Annotated in this window: 26 protein-coding genes, 1 tRNA gene and 3 pseudogenes; 14 read left to right on the top strand and 16 right to left on the bottom strand. The window is 65.1% G+C overall.

Going from position 1 to position 25,856, the window contains the following annotated elements:
- Positions 1 to 39 precede the first annotated feature (39 nt).
- The 3 genes from BTO20_RS14985 to BTO20_RS14975 all read right to left on the bottom strand — a co-directional run bounded on the left by BTO20_RS14985 (position 40) and on the right by BTO20_RS14975 (position 3,885).
- Complete coding sequence (locus BTO20_RS14985) at positions 40 to 1,308, bottom strand: hypothetical protein (RefSeq protein ID WP_087077063.1); 1,269 nt, start codon at positions 1,306 to 1,308, stop codon at positions 40 to 42.
- A gap of 123 nt (positions 1,309 to 1,431) precedes the next feature.
- The gene (locus BTO20_RS14980) at positions 1,432 to 2,586 is read right to left on the bottom strand and encodes an alpha/beta hydrolase (RefSeq protein ID WP_087077061.1); all 1,155 of its coding nucleotides are present in this window, start codon (positions 2,584 to 2,586) and stop codon (positions 1,432 to 1,434) included.
- 27 nt (positions 2,587 to 2,613) lie between these two features.
- A complete protein-coding gene (locus BTO20_RS14975; protein ID WP_087077059.1) occupies positions 2,614 to 3,885 on the bottom strand; it encodes a multidrug effflux MFS transporter in 1,272 nt (423 codons plus the stop codon).
- Between the two features lie 93 nt (positions 3,886 to 3,978).
- On the opposite strand from BTO20_RS14975, the gene BTO20_RS14970 reads away from it, so the two are divergent.
- The 6 genes from BTO20_RS14970 to BTO20_RS14945 all read left to right on the top strand — a co-directional run bounded on the left by BTO20_RS14970 (position 3,979) and on the right by BTO20_RS14945 (position 8,769).
- On the top strand, positions 3,979 to 4,836 hold the full coding sequence (locus BTO20_RS14970; protein WP_087077057.1) for a helix-turn-helix transcriptional regulator: 858 nt from the start codon (positions 3,979 to 3,981) through the stop codon (positions 4,834 to 4,836).
- Positions 4,837 to 4,898: 62 nt separating this feature from the next.
- Positions 4,899 to 5,396: a hypothetical protein gene (locus tag BTO20_RS39315; protein WP_157680218.1), complete on the top strand. Its 498-nt coding sequence runs from the start codon at positions 4,899 to 4,901 to the stop codon at positions 5,394 to 5,396.
- A 447-nt stretch (positions 5,397 to 5,843) separates the two neighbouring features.
- Positions 5,844 to 6,098, top strand: coding sequence for a helix-turn-helix domain-containing protein (locus BTO20_RS14960; protein WP_087077052.1), 255 nt, complete (start codon positions 5,844 to 5,846; stop codon positions 6,096 to 6,098).
- A 296-nt stretch (positions 6,099 to 6,394) separates the two neighbouring features.
- Positions 6,395 to 6,634, top strand: coding sequence for a hypothetical protein (locus BTO20_RS14955; RefSeq protein ID WP_198344394.1), 240 nt, complete (start codon positions 6,395 to 6,397; stop codon positions 6,632 to 6,634).
- 178 nt (positions 6,635 to 6,812) lie between these two features.
- The gene (locus tag BTO20_RS14950) at positions 6,813 to 7,445 is read left to right on the top strand and encodes a type 2 periplasmic-binding domain-containing protein (RefSeq protein ID WP_087077048.1); all 633 of its coding nucleotides are present in this window, start codon (positions 6,813 to 6,815) and stop codon (positions 7,443 to 7,445) included.
- 442 nt (positions 7,446 to 7,887) lie between these two features.
- Positions 7,888 to 8,769: a DUF2971 domain-containing protein gene (locus tag BTO20_RS14945; RefSeq protein ID WP_087077046.1), complete on the top strand. Its 882-nt coding sequence runs from the start codon at positions 7,888 to 7,890 to the stop codon at positions 8,767 to 8,769.
- Here BTO20_RS14945 and BTO20_RS14940 read toward each other — a convergent pair.
- Positions 8,738 to 9,899, bottom strand: a pseudogene (locus tag BTO20_RS14940) (IS3 family transposase). The gene BTO20_RS14945 and the pseudogene BTO20_RS14940 overlap by 32 nt on opposite strands.
- Positions 9,900 to 10,401: 502 nt before the next feature.
- Between BTO20_RS14940 and BTO20_RS14935 the strand changes: the two are divergent.
- Positions 10,402 to 10,695 carry a hypothetical protein gene (locus BTO20_RS14935; protein ID WP_087077044.1) on the top strand — a complete coding sequence of 98 codons (294 nt, stop codon included), beginning with the start codon at positions 10,402 to 10,404 and terminating at the stop codon, positions 10,693 to 10,695.
- Positions 10,696 to 10,876: 181 nt separating this feature from the next.
- Here the strand turns inward: BTO20_RS14935 and BTO20_RS14930 are convergent, their stop codons facing one another.
- On the bottom strand, positions 10,877 to 11,161 hold the full coding sequence (locus BTO20_RS14930) for a hypothetical protein (protein WP_087077042.1): 285 nt from the start codon (positions 11,159 to 11,161) through the stop codon (positions 10,877 to 10,879).
- Positions 11,162 to 11,348: 187 nt separating this feature from the next.
- Between BTO20_RS14930 and BTO20_RS40485 the strand changes: the two are divergent.
- The 4 genes and pseudogenes from BTO20_RS40485 to BTO20_RS39310 all read left to right on the top strand — a co-directional run.
- Positions 11,349 to 11,411 (top strand): annotated as a pseudogene (locus BTO20_RS40485) (hypothetical protein); the annotation flags it as partial.
- A 512-nt stretch (positions 11,412 to 11,923) separates the two neighbouring features.
- Positions 11,924 to 12,334, top strand: a complete 411-nt coding sequence (locus BTO20_RS40480; protein WP_232491325.1) for a hypothetical protein — start codon at positions 11,924 to 11,926, stop codon at positions 12,332 to 12,334.
- Between the two features lie 376 nt (positions 12,335 to 12,710).
- Positions 12,711 to 13,498 (top strand): annotated as a pseudogene (gene istB / locus BTO20_RS14920) (IS21-like element helper ATPase IstB).
- Complete coding sequence (locus BTO20_RS39310; RefSeq protein WP_157680216.1) at positions 13,488 to 13,712, top strand: hypothetical protein; 225 nt, start codon at positions 13,488 to 13,490, stop codon at positions 13,710 to 13,712. Before istB ends, BTO20_RS39310 begins: the two are co-directional and overlap by 11 nt.
- 84 nt (positions 13,713 to 13,796) lie before the next feature.
- On the opposite strand, the gene BTO20_RS39305 is transcribed toward BTO20_RS39310, so the two are convergent.
- Positions 13,797 to 14,057: a hypothetical protein gene (locus BTO20_RS39305; protein ID WP_157680215.1), complete on the bottom strand. Its 261-nt coding sequence runs from the start codon at positions 14,055 to 14,057 to the stop codon at positions 13,797 to 13,799.
- A 360-nt stretch (positions 14,058 to 14,417) separates the two neighbouring features.
- Entirely contained in the window at positions 14,418 to 16,232 is a 1,815-nt protein-coding gene (locus BTO20_RS14915) for a phage tail tape measure protein (protein ID WP_269770353.1), read from the bottom strand.
- On the opposite strand from BTO20_RS14915, the gene BTO20_RS14910 reads away from it, so the two are divergent.
- Entirely contained in the window at positions 16,154 to 16,798 is a 645-nt protein-coding gene (locus BTO20_RS14910) for a site-specific integrase (RefSeq protein WP_232491140.1), read from the top strand. The genes BTO20_RS14915 and BTO20_RS14910 overlap by 79 nt on opposite strands.
- Before the next feature lie 73 nt (positions 16,799 to 16,871).
- Positions 16,872 to 17,237 carry a DUF732 domain-containing protein gene (locus BTO20_RS41340; protein ID WP_087077038.1) on the top strand — a complete coding sequence of 122 codons (366 nt, stop codon included), beginning with the start codon at positions 16,872 to 16,874 and terminating at the stop codon, positions 17,235 to 17,237.
- Between the two features lie 138 nt (positions 17,238 to 17,375).
- Here the strand turns inward: BTO20_RS41340 and BTO20_RS14900 are convergent.
- The 4 genes from BTO20_RS14900 to BTO20_RS14885 all read right to left on the bottom strand — a co-directional run bounded on the left by BTO20_RS14900 (position 17,376) and on the right by BTO20_RS14885 (position 20,592).
- Positions 17,376 to 17,449 (bottom strand) — tRNA-Pro (locus BTO20_RS14900).
- A gap of 77 nt (positions 17,450 to 17,526) precedes the next feature.
- The gene (locus BTO20_RS14895) at positions 17,527 to 18,309 is read right to left on the bottom strand and encodes a nitrilase-related carbon-nitrogen hydrolase (RefSeq protein ID WP_157680214.1); all 783 of its coding nucleotides are present in this window, start codon (positions 18,307 to 18,309) and stop codon (positions 17,527 to 17,529) included.
- Between the two features lie 4 nt (positions 18,310 to 18,313).
- Positions 18,314 to 19,690 (bottom strand): APC family permease, encoded by a 1,377-nt coding sequence (locus tag BTO20_RS14890; protein ID WP_087082105.1) that lies wholly within the window; start codon positions 19,688 to 19,690, stop codon positions 18,314 to 18,316.
- Between the two features lie 11 nt (positions 19,691 to 19,701).
- Entirely contained in the window at positions 19,702 to 20,592 is an 891-nt protein-coding gene (locus BTO20_RS14885; RefSeq protein WP_087077034.1) for a carbon-nitrogen hydrolase family protein, read from the bottom strand.
- 100 nt (positions 20,593 to 20,692) lie between these two features.
- Between BTO20_RS14885 and BTO20_RS14880 the strand changes: the two genes are divergently transcribed.
- Positions 20,693 to 21,442, top strand: coding sequence for a FadR/GntR family transcriptional regulator (locus tag BTO20_RS14880; RefSeq protein WP_087077032.1), 750 nt, complete (start codon positions 20,693 to 20,695; stop codon positions 21,440 to 21,442).
- A 1-nt stretch (position 21,443) separates the two neighbouring features.
- On the opposite strand, the gene BTO20_RS14875 is transcribed toward BTO20_RS14880, so the two are convergent.
- The 5 genes from BTO20_RS14875 to scpB all read right to left on the bottom strand — a co-directional run bounded on the left by BTO20_RS14875 (position 21,444) and on the right by scpB (position 25,852).
- Entirely contained in the window at positions 21,444 to 22,211 is a 768-nt protein-coding gene (locus BTO20_RS14875; protein WP_408632201.1) for a sulfite exporter TauE/SafE family protein, read from the bottom strand.
- Between the two features lie 87 nt (positions 22,212 to 22,298).
- A complete protein-coding gene (der, locus tag BTO20_RS14870; protein ID WP_087077028.1) occupies positions 22,299 to 23,717 on the bottom strand; it encodes a ribosome biogenesis GTPase Der in 1,419 nt (472 codons plus the stop codon).
- Positions 23,714 to 24,400: a (d)CMP kinase gene (gene cmk, locus BTO20_RS14865; protein ID WP_087077026.1), complete on the bottom strand. Its 687-nt coding sequence runs from the start codon at positions 24,398 to 24,400 to the stop codon at positions 23,714 to 23,716. The genes der and cmk overlap by 4 nt, the downstream gene beginning before the upstream one ends.
- Entirely contained in the window at positions 24,397 to 25,137 is a 741-nt protein-coding gene (locus BTO20_RS14860; protein WP_087077024.1) for a pseudouridine synthase, read from the bottom strand. The genes cmk and BTO20_RS14860 overlap by 4 nt, the downstream gene beginning before the upstream one ends.
- A 1-nt stretch (position 25,138) precedes the next feature.
- On the bottom strand, positions 25,139 to 25,852 hold the full coding sequence (scpB, locus tag BTO20_RS14855; RefSeq protein ID WP_087077022.1) for an SMC-Scp complex subunit ScpB: 714 nt from the start codon (positions 25,850 to 25,852) through the stop codon (positions 25,139 to 25,141).
- Between the last annotated feature and the right edge of the window lie 4 nt (positions 25,853 to 25,856).

Raw genomic sequence — 25,856 nt, 5'->3', positions numbered from 1 at the left:
TCGAGTCAGAGGAGGTACAGGCACGACCCCCCTCACCCTTTACTGGTGGGCCATCCGCGCCCCGGTCACGCCCGCCGTCTCGTCGGGTACCTGCGCGACCGTCGCCTTCTTGACCACCTCCCGGGTCGGGATGTCGATCGCGGTCACCGTCCTCGTCGCGGGATCGGTCACGTACGCCACCGAGCCGAGCGCGGTCACCGCAGGTCGCGGGTCCTGCCAGGCGGTCGATTCGACCCACGGCTGCGTCACCGCCACCTCCCCGATCACGGCACCGGTGTCCGGGTCGAGGAAGCGCAGCCGCCCGTCGGTGCCCAGCACCAGCATTTCGCCGACCTGCCCACGGGCCAGCGAGCGGAAGCTGTACGACGCGGGCAACTCCACCAGTCGCACCGAATCGGTGCGGGTGTCGATGAAGCTGACCCGGGTGGGGCGCTCGAGCGTTGCAGCCTTGTCCACCTTGTAATCCCCGAGCACCACCGGATGCGCCTCCGTCGCAGCCAGGTTGCCGATCCGGGCGTAACCCGGCGTGGGGGCGGAAACCTTCGCGATCCGGTCGCCGTGCACCACCAGGACACCGTTCTCGCAGCCGAACACCACGGCGCCGCCCGCCGCCGCACCCTCACCATGCACGCCCGGGCAGTCGGTGTTGTCGGCGATCTGCCGCCGCTGCGCATCGAGGATTTGTACCCCGGTACGAACCGTCTCGTCACCGGTGGTGATCAGCAGCGATCCATCGGCGCGCGGTACCGCGACGCCGTGGTGCGGGTGCGGCGCGGTGAACACCGCCTGCGGGGCTTCCGGGTCACCAATCCGGTGACTGGGGATGGAGGTGACGGTGCCTGCACCGTCGGAGAACAGCGCGGTGGTGCCGTCGTGGGTGACCACGTGGCCCGGCTCGGGCGCGCTGATGCGAATGTCGGTCAACTTAGGCGGCGCGGTCTGGAAATGCGCGTGATCGCCGTGCCCTCGTGCCCAGGTCCCGGTGTCGAGGACGGTGAAACCGTCACCGTCGGCGAGCATCACGTGTCGGTTGTCGCCTGCTGCCTTAACCCTCAGGTAGCCACTGGCCGGAAGGTCGGCGACCTGCTCCAGGGTCGTGGCGTCGAGGATCATCACGCCGCCGTCGTAGGTGACGGCCAGGCGCGGTGTTGGCCGCCGCTGTTCGACGGTGCCCGTGGCGGCGGTCTCGTCATTCGCTGACGACGGTGCCGACTGCTGCGTGCCGGAACCGCAGGCGGTAAGTACGAGGGCCGCGGCCACCACGGAGATCTTGTGTTCAATGCGCATGGCATCACGCTTATCGATCATGAAAACCATTGTCAAAGCGTGGCGCTGCGATATGTGCATATCCGGGTTCGGCAGCACCACCATCGCTATGATGATCGGAGTGAGAACTGCTGAGCTGAAAGTCATCTCGTCGCCTTTCGTGGATTACACCAGCGCGCGGCGGTAGAACTCAGTCAGGCGATCGAACGGGATCAGATCGACGCGGTCGTAGAGGTCAACATGTCCGGCACCGGGCACCAGCACCAACTCCTTCGGCTCCGCGGCGCGGCGGTAGGCGTCCTCGGCGAACTCCAGCGAATGCGCCCGATCACCGGCGACGAACATCACCGGCCGCGGTGAGATCGTCTCTATCTCCTCGAGCGGGAAGTAGTTCAGGAACCGGGCATTGCTGGTCAGGGTGGGGTGCGTGGTGGTTTGCGGCGTCGCGCCGGGCGGGGTGAACGCCCCCCGCGAGGTCCGGTAGAAGTCGTAGAACTCCCGCTCCACCGCGGTCGAGTCGGCCGTGATCTCGTGCACGGTGCCGCTCGTGTATTCCGGTGCTGCACCACCGAACTCGGCATCGCGCTGCTGCGCGACCTGAGCCAGCATGGCCCGGCGTTGCTCCGGTGTGACCGCACGCCGCAGCCCGAACCGGTTCGCCGCACCCATGTCGTACATGCTCACAGTGGCGACCGCCTTGATCCGCGGATCGATCTTCGCGGCGCTGATCACCCAACTGCCGCTCCCGCAGATCCCGAGTGCGCCGATCCGCTCCCGGTCGGCGTAGTCCAGGGTGCGCAGGTAGTCGACGCTCGAGTTGAAGGTCTCCGCGTAGTTGTCCGGCGCCACCAGGTTGCGCGGCTCGCCCTCGCTGGAGCCCCAGTAGGGGTGGTCGACGGACAGCGTGACGAAGCCCTGCTCGGCCAGTTTCTGCGCGTACAGGTTGGCCGATTGCTCCTTGACCGCGCCCATCGGGTGGCTCACCACGATGGCGGGGTTGCGGCTGGACCGGTTCATGTCCTTGGGCGCGAACAGGTTTGCCGCGATCCGCTGGCCGAACTGGTTCCGGAAGGTCACGGCGTGGGCGTCCAACCGGTCGCTGATGTAGAAGTTGTCGGCGCCGCGAGAGGTGTCCCCCGCGGGGAGGCTGGCGTCGGGGCTGGGCAGGGTAGCCGGGGCGGACGTGGGGCCGGCGGACGGCGAAGCCGTGTCGGTGTCGTCACGGGAGGAGCAGCCGGCCGTTCCTAGCAGGCCAGCCGCCGCCGCGCCGATGCCGGCCACCTGTATCGCACCGCGTCGGCTTAGTCGTACGTCACGCATGGGGTTTCCTCTCAGTGTTGTTCAGGGTCAGTCGGTTTGGGTGGTTGCGCACCGGGCCAGCACGTGGAGGGAGGCGGCGGACGCCACCGCGAGCATCGTCACGATGACCGCCATCGGCACCGCCGTCTCCGTGCCACCGAGACCGGCCAGCGGGGCGATGACGCCGGCCATGCACCACTGCAGGAAGCCCAGCAGCGCCGAGCCGGTACCGGGGTGCTCGGGTACTGCGTCGGACGCGAGCGCGCCGGCATTGGGTCCTACCAGGCCTTGGGCGGTCATGAGGATGAAAAATCCGACCAGCGCGACGGGCAGGGGCATATGAAACCAGATCGCGCCGATCAGCAGCACGACGCCTGCGGCGGCGCTGGCGGCCAGACCCACACCGACGACCGTGCGGGTGGACACCCGGGTGGCCAGGCGCGCCGCCGCGAGGGTCGCGATGGTGAGACCGACTGCGTTGAACGCGAAGTCGATCGAGTAGAGCATCGGCGACAGTCCGTTCATCGACTGCAGCACGAATGCGGAGGTGGCGACGTAGGCGAAGATCATGCCCATCGACGAGCCGAACACCAACAGGTAACCGACGAAAGATCGTTGGCGCAGTACCGCTTTGGTCGTACCCACGATGTGGCTGAGTCCGCCGCCGTGCCGCTTGCCGGCGGGCAGTGTCTCCGGCACCCCGACCGCGACGGCGACGAGCATCAACGCGGACAGGCCCGCCACCACCCAGAACGACACCCGCCAGTGCGAGAACTGCAAGATCACCCCGCCCAACAGCGGCCCGACGATCGGCGCGATGCCGCCGACACCGGCCACCAGGTTCATCGCCCGCACCAGCTCGGCGCCGCGGGTGAGGTCCACCACGATCGACCGGGCGATCACCATCGCCCAGCCGCCGCTGAAGCCCTGCACCAACCGTGCCGCCATCATCACCGCGATCGACGGACTGTACGCACACACGACCGACGCCGCGGCCAACACCGCCAGCGACACCAGCAGCGGCATCCGCCGGCCGATCCGGTCCGAGGCCGGCCCACCGACCAGCTGACCCAGCGCCATGCCCACGAAGAAGGTCGTCAGCGTCAGCTGCACCTGCGTGGCCGACGCACCCAGATCCCGACCCACCAGCGGGAACGCCGGCACGTACATGTCCGTGGCCAGCGGCGCGATCGCCGTGATCAACACGATGGTGGCGAGCACGGTGGCGCTCAACGCGATCGGCCCGCGACTGGGCGCGTCACACGGTTGGTCGGTGGTCGGGGTCATCCGGATCCTCTCGATGTCGGTGTCGACATCCATGCAAGCGCCCGGGAAAGAGGTGAAAAAGTCTCTGTCGAGAGGTGTACCCGCAAGGTATCCCTGGCGGCCAGATCCGCCGGTAGCGTCGGATCGGTGGACAACAGGGCCGAGGTACGCGAGTTCCTGACCTCACGCCGAGCGAAACTCTCCCCCGCCGATGTCGGCCTGCCCGACGCCGGGCAGCGGCGGGTACCCGGGCTGCGCCGCGGTGAGGTCGCCACCCTGGCCGGGGTCAGCATCGAGTACTACGCCAAGCTCGAACGCGGCGCCATCGCCGGCGCGTCGTCCTCGGTCCTGGAGGCGATCGCCCAAGCCCTACGGCTCGATGACACCGAACGCGCCCACCTGTTCGACCTCGCCCGCACCGCCGACGGCATCCCCACCTCCGGCCGGTCACGGCGCCGGGCAAGCAAGCCGGTCGCGTCCCGACCCAGCCTGCACTGGGCGCTGGAAGCGATCACCGACGGCATCGCGTTCGTCCGCAACCCGCAGCAGGATCTGTTGGCCACCAACGCCCTTGGCCGCGTCTTCTACTCCCCGCTCATCGGCGACGGAGGTCGAACCCCCAACTTGGCGCGCTTCCAGTTCCTCGACCCGGCAGCCCGGGACTTCTACCCCGACTGGGATCTGTTCGCGCACATGTGCGTGTCGATCATGCGCGCCGAAGCCGGACGCGATCCCCATGACCGCGGTCTGCAGGATCTCGTCGGCGAACTGTCCACTCAGAGTGAGACGTTCCGCCGGCTCTGGGGTGCCCACGACGTACGGACCCACGGCGCCGGAACGAAACGGTTCCACCACCCCGAGGTGGGCGAACTGACTCTGGCCTACGAGGAGCTGGCCATCACCGCCGAGCCGGGCCATGTGCTCATCGTCTACACCGCCGAACCCGGGTCCCCCTCAGCGGAGAAGCTGCGGCTGCTGGCGTCGCTCGCTGCCTCGCTCAGGTGACCGGCGGGCGCGGTCACCCACGGAACGAATGCGGCACGCTGCCGAAGAACGAAGAACAACGCATGACGATCCTGAACGACACGGTCCCGCGGGACGGAACCGGTCGAGGTGTGGACGATCAGTCCGTCGGCGACGCACTTCACGAGGCGGTGACCGCCGGCCTTGATCGCGGCGCACTGCGCGTCGAGGCCCAAACCATGCTCGGCCTGCTCAATGGTGCTGACTCGGAGGTACACGCCCAGCTTCACGGCGAAATCCTGCCTCGGAAGGCGAAAGGGCTCTTGACCTGCGGTGCTACTGAACCGCCCGGGTTGAGTGTCATTTCGCGTCAACACGCCGACTGCTCGCGCTACCCCAGAGACGAGAAAACCCCTTACGACGCTGGTCAGAAGGGTTTTTCTGGTCTGGCTGACAGGAACCGCCGGCGCGACCGCCTCGTACCTCGACGGACGCTTCGGCTCCCTGCATCTTGTCCACTGACCATCAAAAAAACTCGCTCGGCTACGCCGGCGAGTTTCTTGATGGTCGGGCTGACAGGATTTGAACCTGCGACCACTTGACCCCCAGGCATCGCAGGTATGTTCACCAATGTTCGCTGGCGTGTTCTATCCCGTTGTGCACCAACAGATTACGACGGTCGCGAACAGTGGCGACCAATGGCGAAAATGGGCGTAATCCTGTCCTGGTTGTGGTCAACCGTTGTGTCAAAACCCCCACCACACCATTCCGAGCCGACTGTCGCCTGATCTGGCCTGCTGGTGTAATCAAACGTCGCTGGGCGGTGACCCGGTGCTCACGGCCGCTTGCCGATCGGGTGCCTGGTCGCAGCGGCGTGGTCTCATACATGCGAGACGTTCCCGACGCCGGTGGCGGGTCTGTCGGCTGATCAGTGACGTACCAGCCTGGAAGCGCCTGTCATGGCTAATCGCCGGAACCGCATGACAAATTGCGGGAATCGTAATACGTCGCGTGCAGCGTTGGCCGCTTGACGCGTAGCGTGACCGCCCATGGAGAAGCCACCACCTGACACCACGATAGCCGATAACGTACGCGCTGAGCTTGCGCGGCGGCAGGTCAGCAACAGCGCTCTCGCCGAGCTGCTGGGCTTGTCGCTCTCCGCTGTGTCACGGCGCACCAGGGGTGAAACACCGTTCCGCGACTGGGAACTGAAAGCGATTGCCGATCATCTCGGCGTGCCGGTAGCAACACTGTTCAAAAAGAGATACCCCGGGATGAGAGTTGGCCTATACCGTACAGAATGAATCGTTGACCAGGCAGTCACATAGGTTCAGCGGTGCTGGAAACGTGAAACCCTCAACAACCTCCATACAGAGGGGATCACACCGACCACTAGGTGATCTTGATTCCTGGGGCAGCCCAACGGCAGCAAATCACTGCCGTAATTACGCCTTAATGCTCGCCTCTGCGGACGGCTGCGCCTTTGATTCTTGTGCTTGCACCTCTGGTGCTGAGTCGAATGACTCAGCTGGCCGCTGCGCTAACCGAAAAGGCATGCGTTACTCGTGCGCAATCCATGATTCAGCGCGATGATGGGTGCATGCCCGAAGTTCGACATGGCACGCTGGAATGGCCTAACGGATCGCCGAACATCTACGCGATTCAGGCGGCTGCCGAAGAACAGGCCTGGGCATCAGTTGCCGACGATGAGTGGGTCGCCGATGTCCAACTCGGCACCGGCCGTCCGCAAAAGGGCAACGAAAGCGTGGCCGTATGGCCGTTCAGTTATCAGGTCGCCAAGCGAAGCGGTGGCGAATCGATAGCTGCCAGACCACGGTAAAACCGACCGACCAGGAGAACCGCCTGTTAATTCGCGACGTACGACGCCGTGACAGACTCTGCCGTAAGTGGCTGCCTAGCTGGGGCGCGGCGTCAACCCTTGCGCGACCTCACCCCAACCGGCCGAATACCCGCCAAGCCTCCCCCAGCAGGTACTGATTAGCTGAGACACTTGACCGATGCGCGTAGGGATAGTGGTCAGGTCACCCGACGGCCAAATCTTGGAGGCGGCCATACTCTTGCCGCTAGATGGCCCCGAGACGTACTCCCCAGAACTGAATGATCAACTCGAAGACATCCTCATCGACTCTCTTCGAGACGCTGGCTTGTCGACTCCCGAGCCGGTGATTCAGGCAAGTGATGTTCCCCACCTCGGCGGTCATTGGGTGCCCGGGCCTGCCGATATCGAATTCCTGGTGAGCCTGGTTCTGGCTGTCCCGCTAGGTGTTGCCGCCAACACGCTGTCGGATGCGCTGAAACCCAGACTGAGACAGCGATTTGGCGCGCGTCCAAATGCCGCCCACGACGTGGCCCTACGGGCCGAAATGCGCGCGATGCTCGCATCAGACGGCGATCAAATGGCACGGACTCAGATTGAGGGAATGTTCGGCGTGCCGGGGAGTGAATTGGAAGCCGTTAGCGCGGGTCTGAGCGGCTCCAACGGGCTGTATATTTATCGCGGACAAGATGGGTCACAATTCACCGTGAATGTTGATATCGAGGATGGCTTTTTTCTCCACGTCATTCGGAACTGGCCTGGGGCGCCCAGCGCCCCAGCGGTGGAGGAATCATCCGGCGACGGCGGTTCGTAAAGTGTGCTCCGCTGACAGCTCGGCGGGCTATCCGCATGGAACCTGCGTCGGGCTGACGGGATTTGAACTTGCGATCACTTGACCCTGTCCATCGCAAGCATGTCGCCAATGTATTTTAGGGGAGGGCTCAGTGGTCAACCCTATCGAGCAACCCTGCGGTAATGTCTGCGCCAGTGTGTTGGGCCAGTTTGGGGGATGGCATGGCAAACGATCTGGAAGTCGATGCGGCGGGGCTGAGAATTGGCCCTTCGGGCCGGAGTCGCTGCGGTCAATGCAACCTTGGATTCCGTGCGCGGGAACTCAAAGTGTTCGACAGCGAACTCCGGTTGCGCCCGCACAGCTGTTCTGGAGTGCGGCGTGACACCGAATATACGGGTGATCGTATAACGCTAACTCCATCGTTTCGGCGTCGGAAGCTGTGGATTCGCATAGGTTCACACACATGATGAGTGCCGCAGAAGGTGACGAGCCGCCATCCACTCTCTATCACTACACCGACGCCTATGGTTTACTCGGCATCGTTCAGCCATCTCCCGGTTCCTGGTTCATAAAGGTCGAGAGGCCAGATCTCTATTACCAGAGGACCGTGCAGCTGCTCGCGTCCGACGTCCGCTTTATGAACGACACCGAGGAATTGAAGTTCGGCGCTCGACTGCTCCGCGAGCGCTTAATCGCTGCCGCTGCCGATGTCGCGACTCCCCCCGAATTTCAGCGCGTCTTCCGTGACATCGAGGGGAAATTCGATGTCGATCACATTCTGGAGTGGCCGTCCACGTGCTATGCGTGTTGCTTCTGCGCGGAGGGCGATCTCTTAAGCCAGTGGCGCGGCTACGCAGGCGGTACCGGCGGATTCGCCCTCGGGCTGAGCCGAGATGCACTTGAGAACCGCACCAAAGTTTTTGACCGACCGTCAGTTGCGGAGCTGCCCATGCCGGTCGCGCCCACGCTGAAGCGCGTTGTGTACGGCGAGGAGGATGGCAGAGCAGCCGCTGACGAAGCTATCCGAGAAATCATGGCCTCAGAAGACAAGTCCCTCATGACCGGTCGGGACAACAATCACGTCCGCAGACTTGGTTTGATGCTCCTGTATTCGAGACTGCTTCCGGCCCTGGCAACCATCAAAGCCGAAGGGTTCAAAGAGGAGCGCGAGTGGCGGCTATTCCTATCGGGCGAGCGGCAATTCCGCGTCGATGTCCGTGCTAGAAGGCGAGGCCTGGTGCCCTACAAACAGATTGCCGTGAATCTTTCTGAACAATTGAAGGGTCTGCTGCACGATCAGGTGACAGTTGCGGTCACGCGGCCTGACTGGCCGGTGTGGTCATGATTGCTTCGAATTCGATCGGGGTCAACCGCCCGAGACCCGCCTGGCGCCGGCGACGATGATAGGTCCGTTCGATCCAGGTGACGATCGCGATCCGCAGCTCCTCGCGGGTGTCCCAGCGGCGACGATCGAGCACGTTCTTCTGCAGCAGACTAAAGAAGCTCTCCATGGCCGCGTTGTCGCCGGCTGCGCCGACACGGCCATCGATCCGACCATCTCGAAGCGGCCCAGAGCATGCACGAATCTCCTTGACCTGAACTGAGATCCGCGATCGGAATGCAGAATGCATCCGGCCACCTCGCCGCGGCGTGCCACCGCGTTGCTCAAGGCCGTGGTCGCTAACCGGGACTTCATTCGGGAGTCGATCGAGTACCCGACGATGCGGTTGGAGTACACGTCCTTGATCGCACACAGATAGAGCTTGCCTTCACCGGTGCGATGCTCGGTGATATCGCTGAGCCACAACTGATTTGGACCGCCAGCGGTGAAGTCACGCTCGACAAGATCATCGTGCACCGGCGGACCGACCTTGCCGTTCTTGCCGCGTTTCTTACCGAACACACTCCACAATCGATTCTGCGAGCAGATCCGCCAGGCGGTGCGCTCAGCCATCGGCTCGCCGACATCGCGGGCCTCTTGGACCAGGTAGCGGTACCCGAACTCCGGGTCGTCCTTGTGGGCGTCGAACAGGGCGTTGGCGCGGTAGGCCTCGATCATCTCGGCGTCGGTGATCGGCTGGGCCAGCCAGCGGTAGTACGGCTGGCGGGCGAGCTTGAGTACCCGGCACGTCACCGCGACGGGGATCCCGTCGGCGGCGAGCTCACTTACGAGCGGGTAGATCCTTTTCCCGGCAGGTTGGCCTGCGACAGATAGGCCGCCGCGCGGCGCAGGACCTCGTTCTCCTGCTCCAACAACCGATTCCGGCGACGCAGCTCCCGTAACTCAGCCGAATCGCCGGTGCTCTTGCCGGGCTTGGCACCTTCATCGATATCGGCTTGGCGCATCCACTTGTGCAGCGTCATCGGGTGCACACCGAAATCAGTGGCGATGTGCTCGATCGTCACGCCGTCGTCGCGGTTGCGGGCCACACGGACGACATCATCGCGGAACTCTCGGGGGTAGGGCCTGGGCACACTGACATCCTTCCAGCTCACCCGTTCCGGGCAAGCCAACTCAGATGTCACCTATTCGTGCAGCAGACCCGAATGCTGAAGAGCATCGGTCACATCCCACTATCGATGATCTGGTCGTCGGACCTGGACCCGAGCAGGCAGAACAAGTCGTCGCTGCTCGGGAATTAGTAAGGTTCAACGATCACGATCCTGATGTAGTGCGCGCCTCGAAAGTGTCTTACCGGGGGTGACAGTCCATGTCATTCCGGTCATCACCTGCGCTCGCGGGGGCCACAGCTTTTACCAGCGACTCGGCTGGATCAACGGCGCGGTAAGCACGATGTGGGTTTGCGACACCTTGCGCCAGAGTACGGGGTACCGCCGCACAGGTGACCGGAAACCCAGACCAATGGTGCGGAACCGGACAGATTGTGTGGAAACCGGACAGATTGTGTGGAAACCGGACAGATTGTGTGGAAATCCGTTCTAGCCCTGAGCATTTCACGGATCTACACTGACCCGCATGACTACGGCAAACGACGACACCTGGTGCGACCTCACCGACGTCCTGACCAATGAACAGTTCCAGGCGATCGCCAGCGGACACTGGTTCGGCGAATTCCTCGACAGACAACAAGTGGGCGGTGCGAGCCTCTACGGGATCACCCGCCGCTACGCCGACGGCCGCTGCGAGCGGCGCATCGATCTGGTTGCTCTCGACGCTGTGCACATGACACCCGCGCAGGCCCGCGAGCTGGCCGACGCGTTGCACGCGCTGGCCGACAAAGCCGATTCCCGGCCCCCAGCGCCACGCTGAGCGACGATCAACGCTGGGTGCGTGTGATGGCTGCAGCTTGACGCTTTGTGCGTGCCCTGACTCGAATATCGACCTTTGGAATCCACCGCGCCGCGCCGGGTGAAAGGCGTAACAACCCCAAATTCCGGGTGAAGGGTTTGGGTGTTGCGACTGCGATTGCTTGCAAGCACCCCGGCGGGAGTCACCTCGCCTCAGCGTCTTTCAGGTCCTCGGCCACGCCTATCTCGCGCGTGATCGTCATCTCGGCCGATTCCTCGTGACCGCCGTAGTATTCGAGGAATCCACTCAGGGCCATCGCGGCGAGGCAGTCGACTACCTCACGGCCACGCGGACTTTCGAGCAAGTCGCCGATTTCAAATGCCGCCCAGTGCTTTGGTCCGGTGAGCTTGGTCAGCAGCAGACGTAGTGCGGCGGCGCGGATCTCGTAATCAAACCCGTCGGCTTGATCGATAGCGATGGGTTTCATTGCGGCATACCTCCGGCGTTGATGGCGCTAAGTGAAAGTGCTCAGTCTCGCTAATTGAAAGTGCCCAGTTGGCAGCGGTGGTTCGGCGTGTCGTCGGACTGCTTGTCGGGGTTCTGCTCATCGTCAGCGGAGTTGTGTTTCCGCTGATGAATGGGAGGGCCGTCGTTTGCTGTCGCTGGAGGGTGATGTGGAAGCGCATGCGCTTCGGGAGCAGGGTTGGTCGATATCGGCGATCGCTCGCCATCTCGGGATCAATCGCCGAACCGTTCGGGCCTATCTGGCTGGGGAACGAGTACCCGGGCAACGCCAACGCTCTGAACCGCTGGTGATCGATCCGTTCGTCGAGTACTGCCGGATCCGCCTGGCTGACGATCCGCACCTGTGGGCCTCAACCCTGTTCGACGAACTCGTCGAGCTAGGTTTTACCGGCTCGTATCCGTCGCTGACCCTGGCAATCCGAAACCTGGGGCTGCGACCGCATTGCGAGCCGTGTCAGTCGGTCAAGGGCCGCGACGTCGCGGTCATCGATCATCCGCCCGGGGTCGAGACTCAGTGGGACTGGGTCGAGCTGCCCGATCCACCAGCATCGTGGGCGGCTGACCGGCATGCCCACCTGCTGGTCGGGCGTTGGCCCATTCGAGCCGCTGGCGCGGGCGCTGGCCCGGCCGAGGACTTCGCGCACGTCGTGGAAGCGATCGAGGCGGTCAGCATCCGGTTGGGTGGGGTCACCCAGCGGTGGCGGTTCGACCGGATGGCCACGGTATGTCATCCCGAATCGGGCCGGATCACCGCGGCGTTCGCCGGGTGGCCAAACACTACGCTGTCGCCGTCGATGTGTGCCCGCCACGACGGGGCAACCGCAAGGGTGTGGTGGAGAAGTCCAATCACGCTGCCGCCCAACGCTGGTGGCGCACCGTCACCGACGACACCACGATCGAGCAAGCCCAGGCGTCGCTGGACCGGCTGTGCGTGAAGCTCGACGGGCGCCGCCGGCGCCGCGACGGGCAGGCCACCACCGTCGGCGCCCTGGCCGATGCCGAACCACTACGGTCACTGCCGACGGGTTCGTATCCGGCCGAGTTGACCGAACACCGCATCGTCACTCCACAAGCGTTGGTGTCCTGGCGGGGCAATCAGTACTCGGTGCCGCCGGGCTGGCCGGGGCCACGGTGACCGTCACCCACCGCCTGGGCTCTGACACCGTGCAATTGACCACGGCATCGGGAGCCGTTGTTGCCGCGCACCGCCGCGCGGTCGACGGCAGCGGCGCGGTGGTGCGCGATGCCGGTCACGTCGTCGCGCTCGAACAGGCAGTGCTATCGGGTTCTCGACGGCCAGGCCTTGCACTCATAAGACCCGGCGACCGCCCTCGGTGGCCGCCGTTGCCGAGGCCGCGCGGCTGCGTGGTGCCCGGCGAACGATCCCGCCCAGAAGGTAGTGATCGATCTGGCCGTCTATGCGGCGACCGCAGCACGGCTATCCGTTGTTCCCCAACACCATCCAACCGAACAGAACCAGGAGTAACCCCTTGAGCAAAACCGTCCCACAGATGAGCGAAGCCCGCCGATACCAACAACTCCGGGCACATCTGTCCTATCTGAAACTCGGCGACGCAGCCGAAGCGCTACCCCGCATCCTCGATGCCGCCCGCGCCGAAAACCTGTCCCTGACCGCCGCTTTGGAGCGGCTGTTGGAGATCGAGGTCAACGCCACCGAAGCCCGCCGGCTGACCTCACGGTTGCGGTTCGCCTGTCTGCCCGAACCCTGGACCATGGCCGATTTCGATTTCGCCGCCCAGCCCGGGTCGACGCCAAACTGATCAACGACCTGGCCAGTCTGCGCTTCCTCGACGACGCGGCCAACGTGCTGTTCGTCGGCCCACCCGGGGTCGGCAAGACCATGCTGGCCGTCGCGTTGGCCCGCGGCGCGGTCGAGGCCGGCCACCGGGTGTATTTCACCACCGCCGCCGACCTGGCGGCCCGCTGCCACAAAGCCGCCCTGGAAGGCCGCTGGCACACCTGCATGCGGTTCTTCGCCGGACCGAAACTGTTGGTGATTGACGAACTTGGCTACCTTCCGCTGCCCGGCGATGGGGCATCCGCGTTGTTCCAGGTGATCAACCAACGGTATCTGAAGTCGAGTACGATTCTGACAACCAATGTTGGGATCGCTGACTGGGCAACCGCTTTCGGAGACGCCACCGTCGCAGCCGCCATGTTGGACAGGCTACTGCACCGCGCCACCGTGGTCGGTATCGACGGACCCAGCTACCGGCTGCGCAACCACCAAGCCACCGCCGAAACGATGCGTAAGGCGGTCGCCGCCCATGTCAGCTGAGACCCGTTCCTGCCAAGCCTGCTGGACCGAATTCACCGCCACCACACCGACCAAGATCTACTGCTCAGACCGCTGCCGCAAACACGCCTGGGAGCAACGCAAACACAGCGACACCGCCGCCACCGTCACCGAGGCCCGGCCACCCGCCCACAGCCGGCCGCCACCCGTTCCTGCCCGCATTGCGGCGAACCCATCACCATCGTCGCTTTGCTGACCACTCCAGAAGCTGCCCGCCCCAGCACCCCCGGCGACGGCACAATCGTTCCCCTGCAACGACGAACCTGCTAACCTTAGCCACTCAAGCCAACTGGGCAATTTCGCTTAGCATCTCTGGGCAGTCTTCTTTAGCGCCATCAGCGTAGGTGTTCAGAGCAATCCTGCTGTTCTGAGCCTCTCGCCAGACCTGGTAATCACTCTGATTCGGACCATTGTTGACGATGCTGATCGAATTATCGGTACTCACCGCCCGTCCTGGTGCGGGACCGTAGACGCCGAACGGCGCGGGCGGCAGTACGCCTGCGCCGGGCGCGACAGGCCGGCCAAATTGATCCATGGCCATCTTCGGCAGGTTTAGACCGGGCGAACCCGAGAAGCCCTGTAAGAACCCCCCCACCTGGCCCGCTGCCGCCCGATGACGAGCCCCCCGCACTGATGGCATCAGCCCACGAGTTGGCCGTGTTGAGGCCCCAGCTGGCCAGCCCGGTAGCCAGCTTGACGATGCCCCAGTCCCACGGTGCTTTGCCGAACACATCACCGAAGCCCAGTTCCTGGCCGATACCGCCGAGCAAGCCGCCGCCCAATTGTGACCACAGTGCGGCCGTCCGGTCACCCGCCGCGCTGGGGGCACCGGCAGGTCCGCTGGTTGCCTTGGTGTCCACACCCTGGATGTACACGGGTACGGCACCATCGGGCGCGGTAGTCACGGGGGCCAGGTTGTTGATGTTTCCGGGCAGATGGTAGTGCTGCTGGAACTGCGGATCCATCGCGCCAGCTGCCCCCTTGCCGACCAGCGGCCCCCCGTGCCCGCCGCCGGATTCGACGTTGTAGCCCAGCAACGTACCGGCCATGTGACGCTCGCCGCCATACTTGGACGCGGACACGCCGATTTGAACGGCGAATTGGGGTCATAGCCTTTGACGAACCCCAGTGCCTCGAAATCGGCTTCGGTGGTGAAGTAGCGCTCCGAACCCTGATATGGCTTGCCGGTCAGAATGGCATAGAGGTCGGACATGAAGCCGCTGCAGTCCCAAACGGTCGGCCCAGCGGCCGGGCCATATGGGCTGCCGCTGATGCTCTGCGCGAACTGCAGTGCGCGCCAACACGGGTCACCCATACCGACGGGATCGACCGCGCCTCCGGTGGCACGATGCAACGCAGCGCGAAACGCGTAAACGTTGGCCTGACCACCCATCGCGTCCACATCGTCAGCGGTGAACATATGCTCACCCGGTGCCGCCCAAATCGGCACCGAGTCTTGCCCTTTCGGTCCCGCACCGGAAATCTCCCCGCCCGACCAGTGTCCGGCGGTGAACCCTATCGGCGGTGGTGTCAGTGGATGGTCAGTCACTGGCGGCAGAGTGGGGACAATCGGATTCTTGTCGTTCCAAGCATTCTTGAGACCATTGATCAAGTCAGTGGCCTCTTTGATGGGCCGCACCACGTACTGCTGAATCAGGTTATTGATGTCCTGGAACACGACATTGGCGGCCGGTGCCAAGTCGACCTGAATGGTGTTCTTGAGATTCTGGAAGCCTTGTGCGGCATCGTCGGTCGCCGCCTTGGTGGCCGCGATGGTATGACCGGTGTGTTCGACTGATTCGTTGAGATGGTCAACGTCGAGCTTGTCGCCCTTGATCGGCTCGCCGATATCGGTCCAGGACCTGCCAAAGACGCTCTTGCCCAGATCGTTAGCCCCCAGCTCGTCACCGGCTGCGGCCAGATCGTGAATCCTCCTGACGACGTCGGCGAAGCGCTGCTCGATCGTGCGGCCCTGCTCGTCCTTGAGGAAATCGGCCAGCGCGCTTTTACCTTGAGCAGGCTTCGATAGGTTGCCAAGCGCGATGCCTAAACTCTTTAGCGCCGTATCCGAGTTAACACCTGCCTCCGCAAGGGAATTCAGCAGAACAGCCGACTCGCCCAGGTCGAGATGGAAACCACGAAGCTTGGGACCGGCGACCGCCAGCGTCGAGACGAGTTCGTTGATCGTGAACTCGGTATTGGTGTACGTGTCGTACAGGGAGTCAAGCACTTTCGCTTGATCGCCAGCTTCGATGTTGAACCCGTGGAAGAGTTTCGTCAGATTGTCGATATTCAGGTTCTCGCCCGTGAGCGCATCGAGGTCGGAAACCCGGCGCGTCATGTCGTCCAGCGGCTGCCCAATTAACTTAAGAGTTTTGGCCAGCTCACCGCCGACCTCGGCGATCTTCTCGATGTCGACCGAGCTATCCCTTGCGACGCGGCGAATCGAATCGGTGATCTGGGTTAGATCTTCGCCAACCTTGCCTGTCCGGCCGCTGATGGTGTCGCCGATGCGGTCCCAGTTCTCGCCCATGTCGTACAGCTGCTTGGTGACACCGAGAGCGGCTAGACCGATACCACCGACGGCGAGTGCAGTCGTACCAGCCTTGTCACTGATGCCGGAAAAAGGCGGCGAAGGTGAAGCGGCCGGGTGTCGCTCGGCAGGAAGCGCGCTACCTCCCGGCCACCGACGTGGCGCGGCTGCTCGATGCTGCACGCGGGTTGCGCTACTACGTGGCGGTGCTGGTGATGGCTTCGACCGGTCTGCGTCGGGGTGAGGTCGCGGGCCTGCTGTGGTCCGACGTGGACCTCGACAAGGGTGAGCTGAACGTGCGCAACACCCTGTCGCGGGTGGACGGCGAGCTGGTGCTGACCGAACCGAAGACGGACCGGTCGCGGCGTCGGGTGCCATTGCACGCCGGGGTGGTGACCGCGCTGCGGGGGTGGCGTACGCAGCAGCTACAGGAACGCCTCGCGGCCGGGGATCATTGGGCGGATACCGGGGCGTTGTTCGCCACCGAGTTGGGCACGATGGTGGACCCGCGCAACATGCTGCGCACGGTAGAGCTGGCAGCGGCTAAGGCGGGCGTCGAGAACGTGGGGGCGCACACCATGCGCCACAGTGCGGCGGTGGCGTGGCTGGAGGCGGGTGTGCACATCAAAGCGGCTGCCGACCTGCTTGGGCACTCCTCCATTGCCATCACCGGGGACCTGTACGGGCACACGTCCGACGACGCCGCGCGGGCCGCCGTTGACGAGCTCGGCGCAGCGCTCGGGCTCTGAGCGCGGCGCTCCCCTATTCCAATCGCTTGAGGAGTGCTTGGATGTTTGCTAGTGCACTCAGGAGGAGCAGCCGATGTCCATCTCACCGTGTAGCGCCGGAGCCCTGGTCAGCGGGATCGCCGCCCTGGTCGTCAACCTCAGTGTTGCGGCACCGGCACGCGCCGACGACACGCAGGACCAGATATTTTTTACTTCACTGGGAAACAGGGGAATTAGTTGCCGTTCGCTTCCCGGATGCGCAGGTAACGACCAGCTGCTCGGCCTGGGCCATGCGCTCTGCACCGATCTGTCCACTTCGGGTGACCCAGTGTTAGAGGCCAGGTCTCTGGTCGCGAATCAGGGCTTCAGCGTAGAACAGGCTGCGGGAGTAGTCGGTTCGGCTATCGGCGCGTATTGCCCCGAGTGGGTACCAGCACTTCACCGAGCGGCTGGGAACTAGGCACCGCACGCGCCGCCGAGACGGCCTCCGTTCGGCGCTCGGCCTGTGAACGGACGTTCGAGCTGGTTGTGGTCAACAGTTGTGGTCAGGGCACGAAAAAGGCGGCTTCCGATGTTCGGAAACCGCCTCTGACCTGCGTCGGGCTGACAGGATTTGAACCTGCGACCACTTGACCCCCAGTCAAGTGCGCTACCAAGCTGCGCCACAGCCCGTGGTGCGTTCCGGATCTCTCCGGCAGCGGTCGAAAGCCTACCGCAGCCGCCCACTGTTTCCGTAATCGCCCCACCCGTCACAGATCGACGGCCAGTGCACGAGGGTCGGCCTGCCGCTGGCGTTCGGTCAATGACGCGTCGATGCTCACCGTGACCAGCGCGGGAGCGTCGCCGAGAGATGCGAGCACGGTTCCGTCGGGCGCCACGGCCAGGCTGTGTCCGGTCGACACCGGCGCGGCCTGCGTGACGGCGGTGACGTGGCAGATGTTCTCGATCGCGCGGGCACCGGCGAGCGTCGACCACTGCGTGACCTTAACCGGTCCTGGCACCCACGAGGACAGCACCGCGAGGACCGTCGCACCCGCCCGCGCTTGGCGCCGGCTGATCTCCGGGAAACGGAGTTCGTAGCAGGTTTGCAGCCCGAAGAGAGTTGAGCCGATGCGCACCAAGGAGGGCTCCGCGATGTCGCCTGCACTGATGTACGTCGACTCGCTGAACATCCCGACGTCATAGAGCAGCGCCTTGCGGTGCCGCCCGAGAAACGCCCCGGAAGCACTCCAGGCGGCCAAGGTGTTGAAGGGCCGAGCGGGCTCGTCCGGGTTGCTCTCGACCAACCCGGCCACGACGGCGATGCCGAGCCGGGCGGCCAGTACTGCCAAAGACGAACCGAACGGCCCGTCCAGCGGTTCGGCTACCTCGGCGAAAGTGCCGTCCACGACGGGCTTTTCATACATGGCGTATTCGGGGAACAGCACCACCTCGGCGCCGTCGGCTTGTGCAGCCGTGGCGGCAGCGGCGATCTGCTCGAGGTTGGCGGCGACGTCGGTGCCCGAACCGATCTGCGCCAGTGCGACCTTCACGCACTCACTGTGCCGCAGGTTCGGCGATCTCGATCTCGGCTTCGTCGACTGCGATCTCCGGCGGCAGCTCCTTGAACCCGTGGCTGGTCACGGCCAGCACCACGATGCCGATGCCCAGCCAGCTCAGCCCGAGGATGATCGCCCGGCTGTCGAGCTGCATCAGGAGATACGACGTGATGACCGCACCGATCGCGGGTGCCACGACGTAGAACAGCGGATTGTGCGCCACACCCGCGGCGCGCTGGCGGAAGTAGTAGACGATGACGGACACGTTCACGAGCGTGAACGCGACGAACGCACCGAAGTTGATGAACGATGTCGAGGTCGCCACGTCGAGGAACACCGCCAGCAGACCCACCACGCCGACCATCACCAGATTGGCCGCGGGCGTGCGGAACTTCGCGTTGATCTTGCCGAACACCGACCGCGGCAGCGTTCCGTCGCGGCCCATAGCGAACAGCAACCGCGACGCCGAAGCCTGCGCGGCGATCCCGGAGGCGAACTGCGCCAGGATCAGACCGGCGAGGAACACCGCCCCGAACAGGTTGCCACCGATCTGCTTGGCGATCTCCAGCGCCGCCGACGACGAATCGCTGAATTCCCCTCCGGGATGTACCAATTGGGTGGTGTAGGCGACAAGCAGGAAGATCGAACCGCCGATCAGCGCGATGAGCATGATGGCGCGCGGCATGTTCTTGCGGGGCTCGACGGCCTCCTCGGTGAATGTGGTGACCGCGTCGAAACCCAGGAAACAGTAGGCGGCGATGGCAGCACCGGCGGTCACTCCCCCGATGCTCGCGCCGATCCCGGTGAACGGGCTCGCGCTGACCAGACCACCGGCGCCGGCGTTGCGGAACACCGAGGCGACCGAAAGCGCCACGAACAGCACGATGACCAACAGCTGGAACGCCATGAGCAGGTAGTTGGCCTTGTCGGCGACCTTGATGCCGATGACGTTGAGCGCCGTGGTGATCAAGATGAAGCCGATGACCCACAGCCAGCCTGGCACGGCGGGGAATTGCGCCTCCAGGTACGCCGCCCCGATCAGCCAGATGACCATGGGCAGGAACAGATAATCGAGCAGCACCGCCCAGCCGGTGAGGAATCCGATGCGGGTGTCGATGGTGCGCCGCACGTAGGTGTAGGCCGAGCCCGATACCGGGTAGGCCGCGGCCATGCGACCGTAACTGGACGCGGTGAACAGCATGGCCACCAACGCGATCAGGTAGGCCGACGCCGAGGCGCCTGCCGTCGCAGCGGCGACCACCCCGAAGATGCCGAGCACGATCAGCGGCGTCATGTACGCCAGGCCGAACAGCACCAGCGAGCGCAACCCGAGGGCACGCACCAAAGTCGGATACCCGGTGGCGGTTTGGGTCATTGCGGTGCCTTTCATTCGGCGTGGTGGTTCGAGGGTGACCAGCGCTGCGGATCGATGCGGCCACCGTAGAGCGGGAGCGGTATCGAGCGGTCGGACGGCCCGAACTGGTCCCACATCCGGTTGGTTCCGGCGGTGCCGCGTTCGCGTACCGCGGCGACGGCTCCGAAGTCGATGTGCTGATAGAACACTTCGGGTGTCTCATCCGGGCTTTCTTGCAGCACAGCACCTTCCGGGTCGACGATGATGCTGCGGCCCATCCCGACGGGGCCCGCGCAGTTGACGCTCACCGTGAACACCTGGTTCACAATCGAATTCGCCCGGGCCAGCACCAGTTCCTGAAAGCGGTCCGGCGTGGTGGTCTTGACGACGTTGATGATCACGTCGGCGCCCATCCAGGCCAGGTGGCGGCTCAGTTCAGGGAACCAGGCGTCGTAGCAGATGGACAACCCGAGCCGGCCGACGTCGGGGATGTCGACGGTGACGAAGGTGTCCCCCGGCGTGAACTTCTCGTACGGGCGCCACGGGAAGATCTTGCGGTAGGACGCCGCCAGGCTACCGTCGGGCGCGAAAACCGGTGCGGTGTTGAACAATTCGCCGTTGTCGCCCAGCTCCAGCACCGAGCCCGGCACCAGCCACGCGTCGGCGGTACGGGCGACCTCACCGAGGGCCGCAATCAGCGGACCGTCCAGCGGTTCGGCGGCCTTGGCGAGGGTTTCGGCGTCGTCGGTGCCGAACAGATGGATCTCGGGATAGACGATCAACGCCGGGCCCGCCACCGCCTCGCGGACGCGCACGACGTCGGCCGTGAACTCCGCAACGGTGTCGGTCCGGCCGAACACCGGAAGACCTTCCATCGCCAGCGGTGCTGCCTGAACCGCAGCGACGGTGATCGATCCGGGCACTGGGACCTCCGAGAAGTTAATAGCTCACAATGAGCGAATTGAGGAATGATATTAGTTCAGCATGAACAAATAAGGCAATAGGTCCCGTACCCTCAATGCCATGACGTTGCAGGCCGGGGATGCGCACCCGGCGTTGAGCGCCCCCGCGGTCGCGGGCATCACCCGCCTCAGTGCGGCCGACACAGTGCGGGCACGGCTCGAACTGGCCATGGAATTGGAACTCATGGCCGCCGGGGAAAAGCTGCCCGCCGAACCCGACATCGCCGAAGCGCTCGACGTCAGTGTCGCCACGGTCCGACGCGCCCTGCAGTCGATGGCCGACGAGGGTCTGGTGGTCCGCCGACGCGGCCGGGCCGGCGGCACCTTCGTCGCCCGCAGCGGCACCGGCGTGAACCCGGGATCCGACCGTCCGTCGGCCACCTTCCGCGCCGACGCCGCCGAGGTGCACCGCCTCATCGACTTGCGCGCGTTGGCCGAAGACGCGCTCAGTGCTGCGGCAGCCCATGCCGCGACCGACGAGGAGATCGACGCGTTGTCGGCCATCGTCGCCGAGGCCGCCGCAACGACCGACTGGACCAGCTATCACCACGCCGATCAGCGCTTCCACGAATCAGTCGCCGCGGCAAGCCATCTCGATTGGGCGATGAACACCTACTGCGACGTGCTGCACGGGCTGTACCGCTACTTCATCCCGTACCCGATCAGCTATCTGCACAAGGTCAACCTCGAACACGCGCAGCTGGTCGACGCCTTGCGACACCGCGACAGCCAGGCGGCCTCCGAGATCGCCCGCAACCACGTGCTGACCCTGCACAAGACGATGTACGTCGGGCTGCGGCAGCCGACCTAGGTCAGATGGTCACCAGCCGGTAAAGCCCGATCAGCCCCACCACCACGATCACACCCCGCAGTGCGTTGGGCGACAGCCTGCGTCCGTAGTGTGCGCCGAGGAATCCGCCGATGAGAGAACCCACTGCGATCAGACCCGCCGCGGTCCAGCTGATCCGGTCGAACGCGACGATCGTGTAGGCGACCGCGGCCACGATGTTCACCAGCAGCGACAGCAGGTTCTTGGCGGCGTTCATCCGCTGGATCGACTCGGGCAGCAGTGCGCCCATCACCGCGATGAGCAGGATGCCCTGTGCCGCAGTGAAATATCCGCCGTAGACGCCGACAGCGAAAGTGCCGAGCACGAGCGCGATCATCCTGCGCTGGCTGACATGATCAGCGGACTGACCCGACGCCTCAGCACGCTGACGGGCCCACGCTTGAATCCGCGGACCGATCACCACCAGGACCAGCGCCAGGACCAACAGCACCGGCACCACCGCGACGAACACCTTTTCCGGCAGGTGCAGCAGCAGCCACGAGCCCAGGCCGGCGCCGATCAACGAGCCGGGAATCTGCCATCGCAGCCGGTTCCACTGCCCGCGCAGCTCGCGGCGGTACCCCCAGGTGCCGGACACGCCACCGGCGACGAGGCCGATGGCGTTGGACATCGTCGCGGTGACCGGCGGAAAGCCCAGCGTCACCAGCGTGGGAAACGTGATCAGCGTGCCCGATCCGACGACCGCGTTGATCGCCCCGGCCCCGACTCCAGCCAAGGCAATCAAGATCATGTGGGTGACAGACACTCGGGCCACCCTATCGGCCCGGCTTGTGGAGCCTCACCCGCACCCGGACGGCCAAGACTCCACAACTCGCGGCTATCGACGCTTGGGAGCGCCCCTCTTCTCGCGGACCCGCACGTTGATCCGAATCGGGCTGCCCTCGAAACCGAACGTCTCACGCAGCCGGCGCTCCAGGAACCGGCGGTAACCGGCCTCCAGGAAGCCCGACGTGAAGAGCACGAACGTCGGTGGACGAGTCGCGGCCTGGGTGGCGAACAGGATCCGGGGCTGCTTGCCGCCACGCACCGGCGGCGGCGTCGCGGCGATCACCTCCTTGAGGAAGGTGTTGAGCTGGCCGGTCGAGATGCGCATGTCCCACGACGCCAGCGAGGTCTCCAGCGCGGGCACCAGTTTCTGCACGGCGCGGCCGGTCTTGGCCGAGATGTTCACCCGCGGCGCCCACTGCACCTGCGCGAGCTGCCGTTCGATCTCGCGGTCCAACTCGTAGCGCCGGTCCTCGTCGACCAGGTCCCACTTGTTGAACACCAGCACCAGGGCGCGGCCCGCTTCGATGACCATCGACAGCACTCGCTGGTCCTGCTCGGTCAGCGGCTGGGATCCGTCGATCAAAACCATCACGACTTCGGCGGCGTCGATCGCACCGTGCGTGCGCACCGAGGCGTAGAACTCGTGACCGCTGGCCTGCCCGACCTTGCGGCGCAGCCCCGCGGTGTCGATGAAGCGCCAGACCTTGCCGCCCAATTCGATCAATGAGTCGACGGGATCGACCGTGGTGCCGGCCACGTCGTGCACCACCGACCGCTCGTCGCCGGCCAGCCGGTTGAGCAGCGAGCTCTTACCGACGTTGGGCTTGCCCACCAGAGCGACGCGCCGCGGGCCACCGCCCCCGCCGGACAGTTCCGACACCTCGGGCAGTTTCGCCATCACCTCATCGAGCAGGTCGGCGACCCCGCGCCCGTGCATGGCGCTGATCGGGTGGGGTTCCCCGATGCCCAGCGACCACAACGCGGCAGCGTCGGCCTCACCACGTTCGGTGTCGACCTTGTTGGCCGCCAAGAAAACCGGCTTGCCGGACCTGCGCAGCAGCCTGGCTGCGGCCTCGTCGGCCGCGGTCGCCCCGACCACGGCGTCGACCACCAGGATGATGGCGTCGGCCGTACGCATCGCGACCTGCGCCTGATCGGCCACGAGCTGTTGCAGCCCTTTGGCGTCGGGCTCCCATCCGCCGGTGTCCTGCACCATGAATCGCCGGCCCATCCAGTTGGCGTCATAGGACACCCGGTCGCGGGTCACGCCGGGGATGTCCTGCACGACAGCTTCCCGCCGGCCGAGGATCCGGTTCACCAAAGTGGACTTGCCGACATTCGGCCGGCCCACCACGGCAACCACAGGTGGTGGCGCGGCGGCCTCTTCGATCGCCTCGGCGACCTCAGCCGCACCGAGTTCCCAGTCGCTTTCGTCAGCCCACGTTCCGTCGGAGGATTCCGAGCTCATCGTCGCACTCCTGCATGCTGGGTCACGAGCTCCAAAAGGTGTGTGACCACTTGGCTTTCATCCATGTCGCTGGTGTCGACCACCAGCGCGTCGTCGGCGGCACGCAGCGGTGAGACCGCCCGCGTGGAATCGAGGTGATCCCGCCGCTGTACATCGGCCAGCACGGTCGCGTAGTCGTCGGGCAACCCGCCTGCGATGTTCTGCGCGTTACGCCGCCGCGCCCGCTCCTCGGCCGAGGCCGTCAGGAAGATCTTCACGTCGGCGTCCGGCAGGACGACCGTGCCGATGTCGCGACCCTCCACCACAACTCGGCCACCGCCGGCCGCCAGAGCGCGCTGCAGGTTCACCAGCCGGGTCCGCACGGACGGCACCGCCGACACCGCCGACACCGCACGGGTCACCTCGTCACCGCGGATCTCGGTCGAGACGTCCTCGCCACCGAGGTATGCCCGGTCCTCGTCGGGATCCGATCCCACCCCGACTTCCGCGTCAGCAGCCACGTTTTCGATGGCAGGCACGTCGGTGAGGTCGACGCCGGCCCGCAGCACCGCCAACGTGACGATCCGGTACATCGCGCCGGTGTCCACATACCGCGCACCCAGCGCCCGCGCCAAACCCCTTGACACCGAAGACTTTCCGGTCCCAGCCGGACCGTCGACCGTTACCACCAATGACCCGCTCACAAACCCACCGCCTGATAAAGCTCGCCGACCTCTTTGCGGCTGAGCGCTCGGATACTGCCGGGACGCTGATCACCCAGCGACACTGTGCCGATCTCGGTGCGCACCAGTTCCTGCACCGGGTAATCCACCGCGGCCAGCAGCCGCCGCACGATCCGGTTGCGTCCCTCGTGCAGGACGACCTTCACCATGGTCTTGCCCGGCAAGGTGTCGACCACCGCGAAATCGTCGACACGAGCGGGCCCGTCCTCCAGTTCGATACCGGCCCGCAGCTTCTTGCCCAGCCCGCGCGGCACCGTGCCGAGCACGGTCGCGACGTAGGTCTTGGGCACCTCGAAGGACGGGTGCATGAGCCGATGGGCCAGCTCGCCGTCGTTGGTCAACAGCAACAGACCCTCGGTGTCGGCGTCCAGCCGGCCCACGTGGAACAGCTTCTGGTTACCGCGAACCCGGTGCTCCACCAGATCGCCCACGCACGGACGGCCCCGATCGTCGGACATCGTGGAGTGCATGCCGCGGGGCTTGTTGATCGCCAGATACACCAGGGTGTCGTCGAGCACGATGCGAGAACCGTCCACCCGGATCTCCGCGACGGCGGGATCCACCCGGGTGCCCAGTTCGGTGACCACCCGGCCGTCGACCTCGACGCGGCCGTCGGTGATCATCCGCTCGGCGACTCGGCGGGACGCAATTCCCGCCTGCGACAACACTTTCTGCAGTCGCACACCTTCGTCAACCATGTCAGTCCTTGTCCACGTCGAAAGTCTGCGGCTGATCGCTCTTCGGCGAACCACCGCCCAGTTTGGCGAAACGCGGTTCGTCGCCAAGTGTTTCGCTCAGATCGTCGATCACGTCGACATCGGGCAACAGCGGCGCGATGTCGGGCAGATCGGTCAACGAGCTCAGGCCCAGCCGCTCCAAGAACAGCTCGGTGGTGGCGAACGCCGTCGCGCCGGTGTCGGGATCGGTACCTGCCTCGGTGATCAACCCGCGCGCCAACAGGGTCCGCATCACCGCGTCGACGTTGACGCCGCGCACCGCGCTCACCCTGGCCCGCGTCACCGGTTGCCGGTAGGCCACGACCGCGAGGGTTTCCAGCGCGGCGCGGGTCAGTGTGGACCGTGCTCCGTCCAGCAGCAGCCGCTCCACATACGGGGCGTAGCGGGCCCGGGTGTACATCCGCCAGCCGCCGCCGGCCTCGCGCAGGTCGATGCCGCTGTCCCGGGCAACCAACTCTTCGGCCATCAACCGCAGCTTCGCCGCGATGCGGTAGGCCGGCTGTTCGGTGGCGCTGGCCAGCGCGTCGATGGTCACGGGGGTGTCGACGACCAGCAGCAGCGCCTCCAGCACCGCGCCGAGTTCGCCGTCGTCGAGTTCGGGGACGGCGGCGACGTCGACATCCGGGTCCACTCCCAGGTCGACGCCAGGATCGCCGCCGGCAATCTCGTCAGTCATCGTT

Origin of the sequence: Mycobacterium dioxanotrophicus, assembly GCF_002157835.1 — a bacterium.
Taxonomy (GTDB): Bacteria; Actinomycetota; Actinomycetes; order Mycobacteriales; family Mycobacteriaceae; genus Mycobacterium; species Mycobacterium dioxanotrophicus.
This window is presented reverse-complemented; position numbering and strand designations above follow the sequence as displayed.

Coding starts and splice junctions, on each gene's coding strand:
- BTO20_RS14945 (WP_087077046.1), top strand. CDS start 7,888: ATGATGAGTGCCGCAGAAGGTGACGAGCCGCCATCCACTCTCTATCAC.
- BTO20_RS14935 (WP_087077044.1), top strand. CDS start 10,402: ATGACTACGGCAAACGACGACACCTGGTGCGACCTCACCGACGTCCTG.
- BTO20_RS14960 (WP_087077052.1), top strand. CDS start 5,844: ATGGAGAAGCCACCACCTGACACCACGATAGCCGATAACGTACGCGCT.
- BTO20_RS14875 (WP_408632201.1), bottom strand. CDS start 22,211: ATGATCTTGATTGCCTTGGCTGGAGTCGGGGCCGGGGCGATCAACGCG.
- scpB (WP_087077022.1), bottom strand. CDS start 25,852: ATGACTGACGAGATTGCCGGCGGCGATCCTGGCGTCGACCTGGGAGTG.
- der (WP_087077028.1), bottom strand. CDS start 23,717: ATGAGCTCGGAATCCTCCGACGGAACGTGGGCTGACGAAAGCGACTGG.
- BTO20_RS14985 (WP_087077063.1), bottom strand. CDS start 1,308: ATGATCGATAAGCGTGATGCCATGCGCATTGAACACAAGATCTCCGTG.
- BTO20_RS14950 (WP_087077048.1), top strand. CDS start 6,813: ATGCGCGTAGGGATAGTGGTCAGGTCACCCGACGGCCAAATCTTGGAG.
- BTO20_RS14880 (WP_087077032.1), top strand. CDS start 20,693: ATGACGTTGCAGGCCGGGGATGCGCACCCGGCGTTGAGCGCCCCCGCG.
- BTO20_RS39305 (WP_157680215.1), bottom strand. CDS start 14,057: ATGGCCATGGATCAATTTGGCCGGCCTGTCGCGCCCGGCGCAGGCGTA.
- BTO20_RS14890 (WP_087082105.1), bottom strand. CDS start 19,690: ATGACCCAAACCGCCACCGGGTATCCGACTTTGGTGCGTGCCCTCGGG.
- BTO20_RS40480 (WP_232491325.1), top strand. CDS start 11,924: ATGTCATCCCGAATCGGGCCGGATCACCGCGGCGTTCGCCGGGTGGCC.
- BTO20_RS14975 (WP_087077059.1), bottom strand. CDS start 3,885: ATGGATGTCGACACCGACATCGAGAGGATCCGGATGACCCCGACCACC.
- BTO20_RS14980 (WP_087077061.1), bottom strand. CDS start 2,586: ATGCGTGACGTACGACTAAGCCGACGCGGTGCGATACAGGTGGCCGGC.
- BTO20_RS14955 (WP_198344394.1), top strand. CDS start 6,395: ATGCCCGAAGTTCGACATGGCACGCTGGAATGGCCTAACGGATCGCCG.
- BTO20_RS39310 (WP_157680216.1), top strand. CDS start 13,488: ATGTCAGCTGAGACCCGTTCCTGCCAAGCCTGCTGGACCGAATTCACC.
- BTO20_RS39315 (WP_157680218.1), top strand. CDS start 4,899: ATGACGATCCTGAACGACACGGTCCCGCGGGACGGAACCGGTCGAGGT.
- BTO20_RS41340 (WP_087077038.1), top strand. CDS start 16,872: ATGTCCATCTCACCGTGTAGCGCCGGAGCCCTGGTCAGCGGGATCGCC.
- BTO20_RS14930 (WP_087077042.1), bottom strand. CDS start 11,161: ATGAAACCCATCGCTATCGATCAAGCCGACGGGTTTGATTACGAGATC.
- BTO20_RS14860 (WP_087077024.1), bottom strand. CDS start 25,137: ATGGTTGACGAAGGTGTGCGACTGCAGAAAGTGTTGTCGCAGGCGGGA.